Annotated in this window: 17 protein-coding genes; 10 read left to right on the top strand and 7 right to left on the bottom strand. The window is 74.1% G+C overall.

Annotation, left to right across the window (positions count from 1 at the left end; genetic code table 11):
• Nucleotides 1-24: 24 nt before the first annotated feature.
• Both MICAU_RS21175 and MICAU_RS21170 read left to right on the top strand, forming a co-directional pair.
• Nucleotides 25-534, top strand: coding sequence for a MarR family winged helix-turn-helix transcriptional regulator (locus tag MICAU_RS21175; protein ID WP_013287383.1), 510 nt, complete (start codon nucleotides 25-27; stop codon nucleotides 532-534).
• Between the two features lie 7 nt (nucleotides 535-541).
• On the top strand, nucleotides 542-1,444 hold the full coding sequence (locus MICAU_RS21170) for an aminoglycoside phosphotransferase family protein (protein ID WP_013287382.1): 903 nt from the start codon (nucleotides 542-544) through the stop codon (nucleotides 1,442-1,444).
• 13 nt (nucleotides 1,445-1,457) lie between these two features.
• Here MICAU_RS21170 and MICAU_RS21165 read toward each other — a convergent pair whose 3' ends face one another.
• Together MICAU_RS21165 and MICAU_RS21160 are read right to left on the bottom strand one after the other, a co-directional pair.
• On the bottom strand, nucleotides 1,458-2,285 hold the full coding sequence (locus MICAU_RS21165; protein WP_013287381.1) for an MBL fold metallo-hydrolase: 828 nt from the start codon (nucleotides 2,283-2,285) through the stop codon (nucleotides 1,458-1,460).
• Complete coding sequence (locus MICAU_RS21160; protein WP_013287380.1) at nucleotides 2,282-2,686, bottom strand: thioesterase family protein; 405 nt, start codon at nucleotides 2,684-2,686, stop codon at nucleotides 2,282-2,284. Before MICAU_RS21160 ends, MICAU_RS21165 begins: the two co-directional genes overlap by 4 nt.
• Nucleotides 2,687-2,801: 115 nt before the next feature.
• Between MICAU_RS21160 and MICAU_RS21155 the strand changes: the two genes are divergently transcribed.
• Nucleotides 2,802-3,872 (top strand): phosphatase PAP2 family protein, encoded by a 1,071-nt coding sequence (locus MICAU_RS21155; protein WP_013287379.1) that lies wholly within the window; start codon nucleotides 2,802-2,804, stop codon nucleotides 3,870-3,872.
• Nucleotides 3,873-3,948: 76 nt separating this feature from the next.
• Here MICAU_RS21155 and MICAU_RS21150 read toward each other — a convergent pair whose 3' ends face one another.
• From MICAU_RS21150 to MICAU_RS21140, 3 genes are all read right to left on the bottom strand, one after another.
• Complete coding sequence (locus MICAU_RS21150) at nucleotides 3,949-5,313, bottom strand: PH domain-containing protein (RefSeq protein ID WP_049794889.1); 1,365 nt, start codon at nucleotides 5,311-5,313, stop codon at nucleotides 3,949-3,951.
• A 332-nt stretch (nucleotides 5,314-5,645) separates the two neighbouring features.
• Nucleotides 5,646-6,173, bottom strand: coding sequence for a PH domain-containing protein (locus MICAU_RS21145; RefSeq protein ID WP_013287377.1), 528 nt, complete (start codon nucleotides 6,171-6,173; stop codon nucleotides 5,646-5,648).
• A gap of 73 nt (nucleotides 6,174-6,246) precedes the next feature.
• Nucleotides 6,247-6,456, bottom strand: coding sequence for a hypothetical protein (locus MICAU_RS21140; protein WP_013287376.1), 210 nt, complete (start codon nucleotides 6,454-6,456; stop codon nucleotides 6,247-6,249).
• Nucleotides 6,457-6,710: 254 nt separating this feature from the next.
• On the opposite strand from MICAU_RS21140, the gene MICAU_RS21135 reads away from it, so the two are divergent.
• From MICAU_RS21135 to MICAU_RS21100, 7 genes are all read left to right on the top strand, one after another.
• On the top strand, nucleotides 6,711-7,817 hold the full coding sequence (locus MICAU_RS21135; protein ID WP_013287375.1) for an AAA family ATPase: 1,107 nt from the start codon (nucleotides 6,711-6,713) through the stop codon (nucleotides 7,815-7,817).
• Nucleotides 7,796-8,743: a DUF58 domain-containing protein gene (locus MICAU_RS21130; protein WP_041799075.1), complete on the top strand. Its 948-nt coding sequence runs from the start codon at nucleotides 7,796-7,798 to the stop codon at nucleotides 8,741-8,743. The genes MICAU_RS21135 and MICAU_RS21130 overlap by 22 nt, the downstream gene beginning before the upstream one ends.
• Nucleotides 8,740-9,690: a VWA domain-containing protein gene (locus MICAU_RS21125; RefSeq protein ID WP_013287373.1), complete on the top strand. Its 951-nt coding sequence runs from the start codon at nucleotides 8,740-8,742 to the stop codon at nucleotides 9,688-9,690. The genes MICAU_RS21130 and MICAU_RS21125 overlap by 4 nt, the downstream gene beginning before the upstream one ends.
• A gap of 567 nt (nucleotides 9,691-10,257) precedes the next feature.
• Nucleotides 10,258-10,962, top strand: a complete 705-nt coding sequence (gene fabG, locus MICAU_RS21115; protein ID WP_013287372.1) for a beta-ketoacyl-ACP reductase — start codon at nucleotides 10,258-10,260, stop codon at nucleotides 10,960-10,962.
• Nucleotides 10,963-10,985: 23 nt separating this feature from the next.
• The gene (gene fabI / locus MICAU_RS21110; RefSeq protein ID WP_013287371.1) at nucleotides 10,986-11,753 is read left to right on the top strand and encodes an enoyl-ACP reductase FabI; all 768 of its coding nucleotides are present in this window, start codon (nucleotides 10,986-10,988) and stop codon (nucleotides 11,751-11,753) included.
• 135 nt (nucleotides 11,754-11,888) lie between these two features.
• A complete protein-coding gene (locus MICAU_RS21105; RefSeq protein ID WP_013287370.1) occupies nucleotides 11,889-12,920 on the top strand; it encodes a ferrochelatase in 1,032 nt (343 codons plus the stop codon).
• A gap of 33 nt (nucleotides 12,921-12,953) precedes the next feature.
• Nucleotides 12,954-13,733, top strand: coding sequence for an HAD-IIA family hydrolase (locus tag MICAU_RS21100; RefSeq protein WP_013287369.1), 780 nt, complete (start codon nucleotides 12,954-12,956; stop codon nucleotides 13,731-13,733).
• 17 nt (nucleotides 13,734-13,750) lie between these two features.
• On the opposite strand, the gene MICAU_RS21095 is transcribed toward MICAU_RS21100, so the two are convergent.
• Both MICAU_RS21095 and MICAU_RS21090 read right to left on the bottom strand, forming a co-directional pair.
• Complete coding sequence (locus tag MICAU_RS21095) at nucleotides 13,751-14,722, bottom strand: IS481 family transposase (protein ID WP_013287368.1); 972 nt, start codon at nucleotides 14,720-14,722, stop codon at nucleotides 13,751-13,753.
• Between the two features lie 104 nt (nucleotides 14,723-14,826).
• Nucleotides 14,827-15,621, bottom strand: coding sequence for an Rv1486c family protein (locus tag MICAU_RS21090; RefSeq protein WP_013287367.1), 795 nt, complete (start codon nucleotides 15,619-15,621; stop codon nucleotides 14,827-14,829).
• Nucleotides 15,622-15,626 lie beyond the last annotated feature (5 nt).

The following is a 15,626-nucleotide window of genomic DNA, read 5'->3' as shown; positions in this document are numbered from 1 at the left end:
TTGCGATGTGAGGCGGGTGACCCCGTGGCGACGAACGAGCAGGTCGCGCGCGTCGGAGCGGTCGTGGGGGAGCTGCACCGCCTCCTGCGCCGCCGGACCGGGGCGCGCGTCGGACGAGACCCGCTGCCCGAGGCGCAGGTGGAGTTGCTGCTGCTGGTCCGGGAGACGCCGGGGATCAGCGGCAAGGAGGTGGCCCGGCGCCTCTGCACCGCGCCCAACACGGTGAGCACGCTGGTCCGCGACCTCACCGACGCCGGGCTGCTGGCCCGTGACCGCGACCCCGGCGACCGCCGGGTGCTGCGGCTGCGCGTGACCGAGGCCGCCCGGGCCCGGATGGCCGACTACGAGACCAACCGCGCCGCGCTGCTCGACGAGGCACTGGCCGAGCTGGACCCGGCGGCGAGGGAGGCGATCCTGGCCGCCGCCCCGCACCTCGACGCGCTGCTCGGCGCACTGCGGGGCCATGCCCGGCCGGAACCGCCCGGACGGGCCCCCGGAAACCCGGTGGCCGTCGCGCCGTCCCGCCCCGCATGATCACCGGATGGCCCTGCACCAGGACGAGATACCCGTGGACGAGCAGGTCGTCCGGGCGCTGCTGGCCGACCAGCGCCCCGAGTGGGCCGCGCTGCCGCTGACCCCGGCCGGGGCCGGGACCGACAACACGATGTACCGCCTCGGCGCCGACCTGCTCGTCCGGCTGCCGCGCACCGCCGAGAAGGCCGGTGCCCTGCGCAAGGAACAGCAGTGGCTGCCCCGGCTCGCGCCGCTGCTGCCGTACCGGGTGCCGGAACCGGTGTACGCCGGCGTCCCGGCCGACGCCTTCCCGCTGCCGTGGTCGGTGCAGCGGTGGATACCGGGCGACGAGGTCCGGTCCGGCACGGTCGAGGACTGGGCCGCCCTCGGCGCCGACCTGGCCGTATTCGTCAGGCGCCTGCACGCGACCGACCTGCTCGGCGCGACCCGCGCGGGCCCGCTCAGCGGATACCGCGGCGGCAGCCTCCACCCCTGCGACGCCTGGATCTCCGCGGCGCTCGACGACTGCCGGAGCCGGATCGGCGACGAGACGGACGTCGACACCCTGGTCCGGCTCTGGCGGGACGCCCTCACCCTGCCCGAACCCGCCGGGCCGCACGTCTGGCTGCACGGCGACCTCAAGCCCACCAACCTGCTGGTGCACGGCGGACGGCTGCGGGCGGTCATCGACTTCGGCGGCCTGACCGTCGGGCACCCCGACGCGGAACACGCGCCGATCTGGGACCTTCCGCCGCGGGCCCGGCACGCCTACCGGGAGGCGCTCGGCGTGGACGACGTGACCTGGGCACGGGCCCGCGCCTGGGCGCTCGGGGTGGCGGCCAGCGGCGTCTCCTACTACTGGGACACGTTCCCGGCGTTCGTCGCCGAGTGCCGCAACCGTCTCCGCGAGATCCTCGCCGACGCCGGCTGAGCGCGGCCGCCGGTCAGGCCGTGCCGTCCAGCTCCGCGTAGCCGCGGCGGGCGGCGATCAGGCCCGGCCGGGCGCCGAACGGCGACTCGGCCGCCACCCGCTCCGGCGGGGCGCTGCCGGTGTGCCCGGCGCGGATCAGCCACGCCTGCCGCGCGAGCTGCGCGTGCTGCTCGCGGACGAAGTCCACGCCGACCGGCTCGCCGTGGCCGGGCACCACCACCGTCGCGGGCGTGGTCAGCCGCAGCAGGTCGGCCAGCGCGTCCGGCCACTTCAGGGGGTACGACTCCTCGAACGCCGGTGGCCCGCTCTGCTCCACCAGGTCGCCGGCGACCAGCACGTCCGCGTCGGGCACGTGCACCACCAGATCGGCGTCGGTGTGCCCGTGCCCGGGATGGCGCAGCACCACCCGCCGGCCGCCGACGTCGAGCACCGTCTCCTCGTGCACCTCGTGCGTCGGCGCCCGCAGTTCGGTACGCGCCAGCTCCTCGGCCAGCGCCGGGTGCCCGGCACGCATCTCCTCGTACGCGGCGCGGCGCACCGCGTCGGACCGGTCCCGCAGCGCCGCCGCGGCCTGGGCCTGCGCGTAGATCGCCGTGTCCGGCCCGGCCAGCGTGGCGTTGCCGAAGCAGTGGTCGAAGTGGTGGTGCGTGTTCACGATCGTCCACGGGTACGGCGTCACCGCCCGCGCCGCCTCCGCCAGCTCCCGGGCCTGCCGGGCGGTCGAGAGCGTGTCGACGAGCAGCGCCGCGCCGTCACCGGCCACCAGCACGACGTTCACCGCGAGCGTCGGCTCGCGCAGCACGTGCACCCCGGCGGCGACCTCGGAGAACCCGGCCGTCATGACTGGCGCACGGCCCGCTCGACGAAGCGCTGCCGGTCGACGAGCACCCGCTCGACCCGGCCCTGCGCCGCCACGGTGGGCCCGTCGGTGACTGTCACGTCGAAGACGAGCCGCTTCCCGTCGACCTTCACCAGCTCGGCGTGGGCGGCCACGGTACGACCGACCGGCGTGGCCGCGCGGTGCTCCAGCTCCACCCGCACGCCGACAGTGGTCGACCCGGACGGCATCCGGGTCGCGGTGGCGGCCACCGTCGCGGCCTCGGCCAGCGCCAGCACCCGGGGTGTGCCGAGCACCGGCACGTCCCCCGAGCCGACCGCCTGCGCGGTGTCGGCGTCGGTCACTGTGAGCTCGACCCGGGCGGTCAGGCCCGGCGTGAAGGGCGACTCCGGCTGCTCCTGCATGCGGCCGAGCCTAGTGCAGCCGACCCGCGGCCGTCCGGCGTCCGGGCCGCCGCCGGTCCGGTCGCCACCGCCCGCCCGCATGCCCGCCCGTCGCCCGCCGTTAACCTTGTCCGCGATGGCCGAGCTGACACAATCTCCGACCCCCGCCCCCGACGCGACCACCGAATCGCCCGACGGTGGGCGCCGCCGTGTGATCGCGATGACCATCTGGGGCGTCGCCTTCGTCGTCGCCTGGCTCGCCATCGGCCTGCCCACCGACCCGGCGTACGCGTTCCTGTGGATCTGGGCCGGCACCGTCGCGTGGAACTCGGCCCGCCCGTGGCGCAGCCACCTGCGCTTCGCCCGGGACTGGATCCCGGTGGTGCTGCTGCTCGCCGCGTACAACCTGTCCCGCGGGTTCGCCGACAACGGCGCCACCCCGCACGCGATGGAGCTGATCGTCGCCGACCGCTTCCTCACCGGGTGGCTCACCGGCGGCGAGGTGCCGACGATCTGGCTCCAGGAGCGCCTGTACGACGCGTCCGAGGTGCGCTGGTGGGACGTGCTGGTGAGCTGGATCTACTTCTCGCACTTCGTGGCGACGTTCGCCGCCGCCGCGGTGCTGTGGATGCGCAACCGGCGGCGCTGGATCGCGTACATGTCGCGCTGGGGCTTCCTGTGCGCGGCCGGCCTGGTCACCTACTTCGCCTACCCGGCCGCGCCGCCGTGGTGGGCGGCGCAGAACGGCCTGCTCACCGAGGTCGCGCGGATCTCCACCCGGGGCTGGAAGGAGATCGGCATGCACGGCGCGGGCAACCTGCTCAACGCCGGGCAGATCGCCTCCAACCCGGTGGCCGCGATGCCGTCGCTGCACACCGCGTTCGCGCTGTTCGTGGTGCTGTTCTTCATGCGGTCGGTGCGCAAGCGCTGGTGGCCGCTGATGCTGGCGTATCCGCTGGCCATGACGTTCACGCTGATGTACAGCGGCGAGCACTACCTGATCGACGTGCTGGTCGGCTGGGCGTACGTGGGCATGACGTTCCTGGTGGTCGGCCTGGCCGAGCGCTGGTGGGCGGCGCGGCAGGCCCGGCGTGCCGGTGAGCCCGCCGTCGCCGCAGGTGCCCCGTCCGCCGACGGCGACACCGCCGCCGACACCCCGGACCGCGCCGCCGACGACCGGGACGCGGTGCCCGCCGAGCGCCGGTAGGCCCCCCGCCGCCGTCACGGGCGGCCGGGTCGTCTGCGCGCCGCCGTGGTTCGCCGTGGCGTCGCGGCCGCCGGGGTCAGCGGCCGCTGTCGGTACGGCGGGCGGCGCGCGACCGCTCGGTCAGCTCCGCGGCCAGCTCCCACGCGTCGGCCAGATCCCGGTCGACAGCCGCAGCCCCGGCCCCACCGGCGGTGTCCGCGTGCACGGTGGCCAGCCGCAGCAGCCGCTGCACCGGACCGCGGGTGACCCGCACGCTCTGGATCCGGGCGTACGGCACCAGCGTCAACTGCCTGGTCAGCAGCCCGGAGCGGGCCACGAAGACCCGCTCGTCGAGACCGGCGCCGACCACCTTGCGGCTCAGCGGGCGCAGCCACCGGGCCCGCGACGGGGGCGGCGTGGCGGGCAGCGCGTCCAGCCGTACGCCGGGCAGCACCTCCGCCACGACCATCGCGCCGGTGCCCGCGTCGCCGACCGGCAGCAGCCGGTCCGGGCGGTTGCGGTCGTCCGGCTCACCGGCCGAGTAGCCGGCCACCTCCAGCCGCAGCCGCAACCACCCCTTCATCCGCCAGAGCAGCGGCCAGGTCGCCCGTACGGTCTGCACCCGGTGCAGCGGCACGGTCTGCATCCGCGTCTCCAGCAGCCCGTTGTGCACGCGCAGCGTGCCGTCGTCCCGGTCGAGCCGGAAGCTCCAGTCGTCGAGCACCCGGCGGATCGGTTGCAGCACCACGCCCGCCATCGCGGTGAGCGTGCTCGCCACCGCGATGAACGACCACGAGCCCTCGGAGAGGAACTGGGCGCCGACGAACGCCAGGCCCAACGGCAGCAGGAACGCCTGCGGCGTGAGCAACTGGCTGATCAGCAGGTCCTGGTTGCGTACCGCGTGCAGCCGGCGCCCTTCCGGCACGGGCGCGACCGGCGCGCCGGGCTCGGCCGCCGGAACCGGCGCCGGGGCGGAGCGACCGGCCACCGCGAGCAGACGCTGCCGCAGCGCGGTGGCCTCGGCGACGCTGAGGTAGGCCAGGGGCGCCTCGGTCTTGCCCCCGCCGACCACCTCCAGCCGCAGCTCGGCCAGGCCGGTGAGCTGGGCCAGCAGCGGCCGGACCACCTCCACCGCCTGCAAGCGCTCCAGCGGGATGGCCCGGGTACGCCGCCACAGCAGGCCCTCGTAGACCCGCAGCTCGCGGCCGACCAGGTGGTAGCCGGTGTTCCACCAGCTCACCACCGACAGCACCGTGGCGCCGAGCACGAAGACGGTGACCAGCACCGCGAACCAGCCGAACCCGACCCGCGACAGCGTCGACCAGGAGAGCCCGGCGATCACCACGAACAGCGACTTCGCGCCGTGCAGCGCCGGGCTGAGCGGATGCAGCCGCTGCCGGGGCTCCTCACCACCGGCGGGCGGCCCGGCCGCCGGACCCCACGGTCCCGGGTACGGCGGCAGCGGCGCGGGCCACGGCCCGGGCGCCGTGTCGGGTCCGGGCGGCGGCCCGTACCCGGGTGCCGCCGAGCCGGGCGGCCCGTAGCCGGGTGGCGGTGCGTACCCGGGAGGTGGCCCGTACCCGGTCGGAGGTCCGTAGCCGGGAGGTGGCCCGTACCCGGATGGTGGTCCGGGGACGGGCGGCGGTCCGTATCCCGGCGCGGGCGGCCACGGATACCCGTTGGGCTGCTGACCCGGAGCCGGTGGGTGCGCCGCGTCGGCCGGCGTGGGCGGGCCGGGCGTCGGCTCGGGCCGGTCGTCGTGGGGCGGCGGGGCGCCGGAGTCGCTCCGTTCGCTCACAGGCCCTCCGCCCGGTCCTCGCCCAGAGCGGTCAGCCGGTCGCGCAGCCGGGACGCCTCGGCCGGACGCAGCCCGGGCACCCGCGCGTCGCTCGCGGCCGCGGCCGTATGCAATTGCACGGTGGCGAGGTCGAAGGCGCGCTCCAGCGGACCCGCGCTCACATCGACGAACTGCATCCGCGAGTACGGCACGATGGACAACCGCCGCACCAGCAGGCCGTGCCGCACGAGCAGATCGTCGTCGCGCTCGGCGTACCCCCAGGCGCGGACCGCCCGCACGATGGTGACCGACCGCCAGACGCCCATCAGCACCGCCACGCCGACGGCGGCGCCGAGCAGCCAGTGCCCGGACAGCGCCCAGGCCACGCCGAGCACCACGAGCGCCACGGCCAGCCCGATGCCGAGCCGGATCAGCTCCACCCAGATCAGGTCGCGGGAGATCGGCTGCCAGCGGACCGTGTCCGGCCAGGGCTCCAACGCGCTGCGCGAGGCGGGCGGGAGGCCGGCCGGGCCGTCACCGCTCACCGGGAGGACCTGCCGTGCTCGCCGCCGGTACGGGCTCGGGTCATCTGCTCGCTCACGCTTCGAGCGTAGGCGATCAGGGCAGCGGGACCACCTCGCGGAGGAAGCCGCGTGCGTCGAGGAAGTCACCGAGGGAGCCCCGGTGGTCCGGGCAGGCCAGCCAGGTCTTGCGCCGGTCGGGCGCGTGCAGGCGGGGATTGTGCCAGCGGAGCTGGAAGGCGGCGGGCGCGCGACACCCCCGTGCCGAGCAGATCAGCGTCTCGTCCGGGGTGGTGGGAGTCGTCACCGGGGCGAGTCTAGAGGCCGCACGCCGGGAGTTTTAGCGCCGGGCGGCCACGGGGGGAGCCGCCCGGCGACGGGGTGAATCGTACACACTGCGGACCCCTTGTTGTCCACCCGTGTTCAGCGTTTCCCGCGCGGCGGGACGGCGTGGCCGGACGGCGCGGCGAAAATCGTGCCTCTCCCACCCTCGGCTCTCAGCGAGGCATGACAGTCTTGATACGCACCACGCCGCGACGACGAACCTGCTGTGGAGGACCGGTGGCCCAGCCGACCACACCCGACGTGCCGAACCCGACCGAGGTGGCGCCGGACGCGCCGCCCCCGGCGGGCACCACCCCGGCACAGGACGCCACGCTGCTGGAGCGGGCGCTGTTCGAGACCAAGCGGGTGATCGTCGGCCAGGACCGGATGGTCGAGCGGATGTTCGTCGCGCTGCTGGCGCGGGGGCACTGCCTGCTGGAGGGCGTGCCGGGTGTGGCCAAGACGCTCGCCGTGGAGACCCTGGCCCGGGTCGTCGGCGGCTCGTTCGCCCGGGTCCAGTTCACCCCCGACCTGGTGCCCGCCGACATCATGGGCACCCGGATCTACCGGCAGTCCAGCGAGAAGTTCGACGTCGAGCTGGGCCCGGTCTTCGTCAACTTCCTGCTCGCCGACGAGATCAACCGCGCGCCGGCCAAGGTGCAGTCGGCGCTGCTGGAGGTGATGAGCGAGCGGCAGGTCTCCATCGGCGGCGAGAGCCACCGGGTGCCGGACCCTTTCCTGGTGATGGCCACCCAGAACCCGATCGAGCAGGAGGGCGTCTACCCGCTGCCGGAGGCGCAGCGGGACCGGTTCCTCATGAAGATCGTCGTGGGCTACCCGACCGACGCCGAGGAGCGCGAGATCGTCTACCGGATGGGCGTGGCACCGCCCGAGCCGGCCCGGGTGTTCGACACCCCGGACCTGGTCGCCCTCCAGCACAAGGCCGACCAGGTGTTCGTGCACAACGCGCTGGTCGACTACGCGGTCCGGCTGGTGCTCGCGACCCGGGCGCCGGCCGAGCACGGCATGCCCGACGTGGCTCAGCTCATCCAGTACGGCGCCAGCCCGCGCGCCTCGCTCGGCCTGGTCCGGGCCACCCGCGCGCTGGCGCTGCTGCGCGGGCGGGACTACGCGCTGCCGCAGGACGTGCAGGACATCGCGCCGGACATCCTGCGCCACCGGCTGGTGCTCAGCTACGACGCGCTCGCCGACGACGTACCGGCCGACCACATCGTGCACCGGGTGATGTCGACCATCCCGCTGCCCGCCGTCGCGCCCCGTCAGCAGGCCACACCGCCGCCACCGGCCGTCCCGCACAACGGATGGCCCGGGCAGCGGCCGTGACCTCGCCCACCCCGCTGAGCGCCGCCGGCGACCGCTCGGGGGCCGTGCTGGCCCGGCTCCAGCTCATGGTCACCCGGAAGCTGGACGGGCTGCTCCAGGGCGACTACGCCGGGCTGCTGCCCGGACCGGGCAGCGAGGCGGGGGAGTCCCGGGAGTACCGGCCCGGCGACGACGTGCGCCGGATGGACTGGCCCGTCACCGCCCGCACCACCATGCCGCACGTCCGGCGTACGGTGGCCGACCGCGAACTGGAGACCTGGCTGGCCGTGGACATGTCGGCCAGCCTGGACTTCGGCACCGGCCGGTGGCTCAAGCGGGACGTGGCGGTCGCCGCGGTCGCCGCGCTGGCCCACCTCACCGTGCGGGGCGGCAACCGGATCGGCGCGGTGGTCGGCACCGGCGGGCCGGGGACGATGCTGCGGCTGCCCGCCCGCTCCGGCCGCAAGGAGGCCCAGGGGCTGCTGCGGGCGGTCGCCGGCGCCGAGATCCGGCCCGGCCGCAGCGACCTCGGCGCGCTCGTCGACATGCTCAACCGCCCGCCCCGGCGGCGCGGCGTGGCGGTGGTGATCTCCGACTTCCTCGCGCCGCCGCAGCAGTGGGGCCGGCCGCTGCGTAAGCTGCGGGTCCGCCACGACGTGCTGGCCGTCGAGGTGGTCGATCCGCGGGAACTGGAACTGCCCGACGTGGGGGTGCTGCCGGTGGTCGACCCGGAGAGCGGTGAACTGCACGAGGTGCAGACCGCCGACCCGGGCCTGCGCCGCCGGTACGCCGAGGCGGCGGCCGCCCAGCGCGGGGCGATCGCCGCCGAGCTGCGCGCCGCGGGCGCGGCCCACCTGCGCCTGCGTACCGACCGAGACTGGCTGCTGGACATGGTGCGTTTCGTCGCCGCGCAGCGGCACGCCCGCACCAGAGGGACGACGCGATGATCCGTTTTCTGCAACCGTGGTGGCTGCTCGCCGTGCTGCCGGTGCTCGCCCTCGCCGCCGCGTACGTCTGGCGGCAACTGCACCGCCGGCAGTACGCGCTGCGGTTCACCAACGTCGACCTGCTGCGTACCGTCGCGCCCAAGGGACTGGGCTGGCGGCGGCACGTCGCGGCCACCGCGTTCCTGCTCTGCCTGCTGGTGCTGGCGACCGGGCTGGCCCGGCCGGCGATCGACACCCGGGAGCCGCTGGAGCGGGCCACGGTGATGCTCGCCATCGACGTGTCGTTGTCGATGCAGGCCGACGACGTGTCGCCGAACCGCCTGGAGGCGGCCCAGGAGGCTGCGAAGCAGTTCGTCGGCGAGCTGCCGGAGAGCTACAACCTGGGGCTCGTCTCGTTCGCCAAGTCGGCGAACGTCCTGGTGCCGCCGACCAAGGACCGGGCCGCCGTCACCACCGCCATCGACGGGCTGGTGCTGGCCGAGGCGACCGCCACCGGCGAGGCGGTCTTCACCTGCCTGGAGGCGATCCGCTCGGTGCCGGCCGACGGCGCCGCCGGCATCCCGCCGGCCCGGATCGTGCTGCTGTCCGACGGCTACCGCACGTCGGGCCGCTCGGTCGAGGAGGCCGCCGCGGCGGCGCAGGCGGCGAACGTGCCGGTGTCCACCATCGCGTTCGGCACCGACTCCGGGCAGGTCGACATCGGCGGGCAGCTCCAGCGGGTGCCGGTGGACCGCACCGCGCTGTCCCAGCTCGCGGAGACCACGCAGGGCTTCTTCTACGAGGCCGCGTCGGCCAGCGAACTGAAGCAGGTCTACCAGGACATGGGCAGCTCGATCGGCTACCGGACCGAGCCGCGCGAGATCACCCAGTGGTACGCGGGGATCGCGTTGCTGCTGGCGCTGTGCGCGGGCGGGCTGAGTCTGCTCTGGACGTCCCGGCTGGTCTGAGCCGGAACCGGCCGGCGGTGGTCAGTGACCGCCGCCGGCCAGCACGAACAGGACGGCCACCCAGACGGCGGCGAGGGTGAAGCCCAGCGGGGCGACGTAACGGCTCATGAGTGTGCTCCGTGGCGACGGTCGGCCGGTGAGGGCCGTGGGGGGTCGGGGCGTACGCGCACGAAGTCGTGACCGGGTGCTCCGCCGCGCGGCAGGCCACACCCCGGCGTGGTCGCCGGGAAGCGGATGCGGTGCGGAGGGCGGGAAGCGGGTCAGCCGGGTGGACCGAGCCGTGGCTCAGCGGGGCTGACGGTGGGCCCGGCCACGACTGGGAGGATCGCTATCTCGCACAGCGATCACCTCCTGCGGTCGGCGGGGCCCGGAGCGGGCACGGAGCGGCCCGTAGACGCGATCATCGTACACCGGGGGTGTGGGTGTCGCGCGCGCGGCCGGCAGTCTCCGCGGACCCCCGCCGACGTCGGCCGGGGTGGGCCCTGTGACCTGCGCGGGTTAGCGCTTACCTGTCGGTAACCCCTAGGCTCCGACCGACCGAGAGATCACTGGAGCAGAGGGGGATCCGTGGCCCGAACCGTGCTGGTGACCGGCGGGAACCGGGGGATCGGCCTGGCCATCGCGCAGGCGTTCGCCAAGCAGGGCGACCGGGTGGCGGTGACGTACCGGAGCGGCGAGGCTCCCGACGGCCTGTTCGGGGTGCGGTGCGACGTGACCGACGCCGAGTCGGTCGACGCCGCGTTCACCGCGATCGAGGCCGAACTCGGCCCGGTGGAGGTGCTGGTCGCCAACGCCGGCATCACCGACGACACGCTGATCATGCGGATGTCCGAGGAGCAGTTCGCGCGCGTCCTCGACACCAACCTGACCGGCTCGTTCCGGGTCGCCAAGCGGGCCTCGACGAAGATGCTCCGCGGCCGCTGGGGCCGGATGATCTTCATTTCCTCGGTGGTCGGCCTCTCCGGCGGCGCGGGCCAGGTCAACTATGCGGCCAGCAAGGCCGGCCTGGTCGGCGTGGCCCGCTCGATCACCCGCGAGCTGGGCACCCGCAACATCACCGCGAACGTGGTGGCGCCCGGCTTCATCGACACCGACATGACAGCGGGCCTGCCCGAGGAGCGCAAGGCGGAGATCCGCAAGTCGATCCCGGCCGGCCGGATGGCCACCCCGGACGAGGTCGCGGGCGTCGTCACCTGGCTCGCCTCGGACGCGGCCGGATACGTCACCGGCGCCGTCATCCCGGTCGACGGCGGCCTCGGCATGGGCCACTGAGCAGAGCACGGAGGAGACACGCAATGTCCGGACTTCTCGCCGGTAAGCGGCTGCTGGTCACCGGCGTCATCACCGACGCGTCGATCGCCTTCTCGGTGGCGAAGCTCGCCCAGGAGAACGGCGCCCAGGTCGTGCTCACCGGCTACGGCCGGCTCTCCCTGGTGGAGCGGATCGCCAAGCGGCTGCCCGAGCCGGCGCCCGTGATCGAGCTGGACGTCAGCAACGAGGAGCACCTGGCCGGGCTGGCCGACAAGGTGCGCGAGCACGTCGACGGCCTGGACGGCGTCGTGCACTCGATCGGGTTCGCCCCGCAGAGCTGCCTCGGCGGCGGTTTCCTCGACGCCCCCTGGGCGGACGTGGCGACAGCGCTCCAGGTCTCCACCTACTCGTACAAGTCCCTCGCCATGGCAGCGCTGCCGCTGATGTCCGCCGGGGGCGCCGTGGTGGGTCTCACGTTCGACGCCACCAAGGCGTGGCCGGTCTACGACTGGATGGGCGTGGCCAAGGCCGGGCTGGAGTCCGCCTCCCGCTATCTGGCGCTGCACCTGGGCAAGCAGGGCATCCGCAGCAACCTGGTCGCGGCCGGCCCGCTGCGGACCATCGCGGCCAAGTCCATCCCCGGCTTCGACCGGTTCGAGGACGCCTGGACCGAGCGCGCCCCGCTGGGCTGGAACCTCACCGACCAGGAGCCCGCCGCGCGGGCCTGCCTGGCGCTGCTGTCCGACTGGTTCCCGGCCACCACCGGCGAGATCGTCCACGTCGACGGCGGCTACCACGCCATCGGCGCCTGAGATGTAAGGAAGGGCCCCTTCTTAACGCCTCGTGCAGCGGAAGGGGCCCTTCTTAACACGTCGCGGCCCGGTTGGTCACCACACCGACCAGGGGGCGTCGCCACGCCGTGACGGCGGGCGAGGAAGAATGGCCTCATGGCGTACGACGCGTTGGTGCTGGTCTCCTTCGGTGGCCCGGAGCGGCCCGAGGACGTTCTCCCGTTCCTGCAGAACGTGACCCGGGGGCGGGGGGTGCCCCCGGAGCGACTCGCCGAGGTCGCCGAGCACTACCTGCACTTCGGCGGGGTGTCGCCGATCAACCAGCAGTGCCGCGACCTGCTCGCCGCGATCCGCGAGGACTTCGCCGCCAACGGCGTCGACCTGCCGGTCTACTGGGGCAACCGCAACTGGGATCCGATGCTCGCCGACACCGTCGCGCGGATGCGCGACGACGGGATCACCCGGGCGCTGGCGTTCGTGACGAGCGCGTACGGCGGCTACTCGTCCTGCCGGCAGTACCAGGAGGACATTGCCTCGGCCCGCGCCGCGGTCGGCCCGGACGCCCCGCTGATCGAGAAGCTGCGCCAGTTCTGGGATCACCCCGGCTTCATCGAGCCGCACGCCGACGCGGTCCGCGCCGCGCTGGCCCAGCTCGACCCGGCGAAGCGGGACAGCACCCGGCTGGTCTTCACCGCGCACTCCGTACCGATGTCGGCGGCGGCCACCGCCGGCCCGCACGGCGGCCGCTACACCGCCCAGCTCGAGGAGGTCGCCCGGCTGGTGCACGCCGCAGCCGCGCCCGACCTGGCGTACGACCTGGTCTGGCAGAGCCGGTCCGGGCCGCCGCAGGTGCCGTGGCTGGAGCCGGACGTCAACGACCACCTGGCCACACTGCCCGAGCAGGGCGTGACGAGCGTGGTGGTCAGCCCGATCGGGTTCGTCTCCGACCACCTGGAGGTGGTGTGGGACCTGGACACCGAGGCGCTGGAGACGGCCAAGCAGCTCGGCCTGGACTTCGTCCGCGCCGGCACCCCGGGGGTCGACCCGCGGTTCGTGGCGATGGTCCGCGAGCTGGTCGGAGAGCGCACCGCCCCGGACGGGGAGCGGCTGCGCCGCCGACTCGGCGAGCTGCCCGCCTGGGACACCTGCCCGGCGTTGTGCTGCGTGCCCCCGGCCCGCCGGCCCTGAGCCCGACCCGACGACACCCCTGGGGACGACACGATGCTTGACCGCAAGCCGGTGCAGAGCTGGCTCACCGACATGGACGGCGTGCTGGTGCACGAGGGGCAGCCGGTGCCCGGCGCCCCGGAGTTCGTCAAGAAGCTGCGCGCCTCCGGCAAGCCGTTCCTGGTGCTGACGAACAACTCCATCTACACCCCGCGCGACCTCCAGGCCCGGCTGGCCCGGATGGGGCTGGACGTGCCGGAGGAGGCGATCTGGTCCTCGGCGCTGGCCACCGCCCAGTTCCTGGCCGACCAGCGGCCGGGCGGCACCGCGTACGTGATCGGTGAGGCCGGCCTGACCACGGCGCTGCACGCGGTGGGGTACATCCTGAGCGACTTCGCCCCGGACTACGTGGTGCTGGGGGAGACGCGCACCTACAGCTTCGAGGCGATAACCAAGGCGATCCGGCTGATCAACGACGGCGCCCGGTTCATCTGCACCAACCCCGACGCCACCGGCCCGTCGGTGGAGGGCGCGTTGCCGGCTGCCGGTTCGGTGGCGGCGATGATCTCGAAGGCGACAGGCGTCGACCCGTACTTCGTGGGCAAGCCCAACCCGATGATGATGCGCTCGGCGCTGAACACCATCGACGCGCACTCCGAGTCGACCGCGATGATCGGCGACCGGATGGACACCGACATCCTGTGCGGCCTGGAGGCCGGGCTGGAGACGATCCTGGTGCTCACCGGCATCAGCAGCCGGACCGAGGCGGAGCGGTACCCGTACCGTCCGTCGCGGATCGTCGACTCGGTGGCCGACCTGATCGACGAGGTCTGAGCCGGGGGTCTGCGGCGCTAGATGTAATGCCCAGCAGCGTTGTTGACGCGGCTGATGGGTGGTTTGCCGCCGAGCGAGGTGTGGTTGCGGTGGTGGTTGTAGGTGTGCAGCCAGGCGGGTAGAGCGTCAGCGCGTTGCTGGTTGTTGGTGAAGGGTTGGGCGTAGGCCCATTCGTCGCACAGGGTGCGGTTGAAGCGTTCGGCTTTGCCGTTGGTCTGTGGTCGGTAGCGGCGGGTGAAGCGGGCGGTGGCACCGAGGTCGGTCAGGGTCTGGTGCCAGGCTCGGCCGCGGCGGTAGGTCAATGCGTTGTCGGTCGTGACGCGTTCGACGCGGGTGATTCCGTGGGTGGCGAAGTGCTCGGCGGCGCGGCGGAGGAAGCCGGCACAGGTGTCGGTCTTCTCGTCGGGGTGGATCTCGGCGTAGGCGAGACGGGTGTGGTCGTCGATGGCGCAGTGCACGTAGTCGAAGCCGACACGGCCGGCGGTGCGGGCACGGCGGTGTTCCAGGCTGTCGCGGCCCAAGATGCGCCAGCCGCCGCCGTCGCGAACCCGGCCGAGTTTCTTGACGTCGACGTGGATCAGCTCGCCGGGCCGGTCGCGCTCGTAGCGGCGGATGAGCTGACCGGTGGGCCGGTCGAGCCAGGCCAGGCGGTGTAGACCGTGCCGCGTCAGAACGGCGTGCACCGTCGAGGCCGGCATCCCGAGCAACGGTCCGAGCCGGCGAGCCCCGAGTTTGCGTTCCTGGCGCAGTTGGCAGACCCGCGCCTCCAACTGGGCGGGCGTCTTGTGCGGCTGGTGGTGAGCCCGGCTGGATCGATCCCGCAGACCAGCGTCGCCCTCGGCCCGCCACCGCTGTAGCCACTTGTAGCCGGTGGCCCGAGAACAGCCCAGTTCCTTCACGACGTGGGCCACCGGCCGACCCTGGTCAACGACACGCGTGATGAGCAGCCGCCGGCCGTGGATGGTCAGCCGGGCATTACGGTGGGCCATGGAGACCTCCGGTTCCGTGTGGGCGTCAGCACCTCACACCTCGCCCGGAGGTCTCGCCTCGTCTCAAGCCGCCACGCCGTCAACAACCCTCATGGGCATTACAGCTAGAGCCGCAGCGGCGCGTTGCAGGCGGCCACCAGGGCCTGCCGGCACGCGGTGGTGAGCGGACGCAGCGCCGCGTCCCGCTGCTGCGCCTCGTAGGTGTTGACCGCGCCGCCCGGTGCGCTCTCGCCGGCCAGCGCGAGCACCCGGTCCAGCACCGCGGCGCGGGCGAACAGGCGGCGGGCCCGCGGATCGAAGCCGGGCGGCAGGTCGGTGGCGCCGTCCGGGCGGCGCAGCGCGGCGAGCGCACCGGCCAGCTCCGGCCGCCACTGCGCGACGTCCAGCCGGGTCAGCGTCGCGGTGGTCTCGGCCAGCACGGCGGCGAGTTCGGCCTCGGCCTCCGCCGCACCCGGCGTGGCCAGAGACGCCTTCGGTGCGTCCGCCGGCAGCGGATGGACCCGCCAGAGCACCGTCTCCCAGGTCATCCCCGAGCCGGACGTGTGCGTACGGACCTCGGGCACCAGCCCCATCCCGCTCGCCACCACCGCCTCGCCCGCCACCAGCGCCGCCCCGGCGAATGCGCCCGGGCCGGGCAGGCCGCGCGGGTCGCCGGGCGCGGGCAGCACCAGGCGGATGTCGTCGGGTGAATGCTTGGCGAGGCTGGGCAGGGCCTCCCGCAGCGACACGTCGGTCCAGGTGCCCGGGGCGTCGGCGACGAGGTGCTCCTCGTCGCCGGCGACGGCGTCGGCCACCTCGTCGAACGGCACCAGGCCGGCGCGCCAGGCACGCACCCAGGCGACGAACCGGCTCGACCGGCGCGCAGCCAGCGTGGCCGCGCCCGTTGCGGGGGAGGACATGCGGA

Source organism: Micromonospora aurantiaca ATCC 27029 (genome assembly GCF_000145235.1).
Taxonomy (GTDB): domain Bacteria; phylum Actinomycetota; class Actinomycetes; order Mycobacteriales; family Micromonosporaceae; genus Micromonospora; species Micromonospora aurantiaca.
This window is presented reverse-complemented; position numbering and strand designations above follow the sequence as displayed.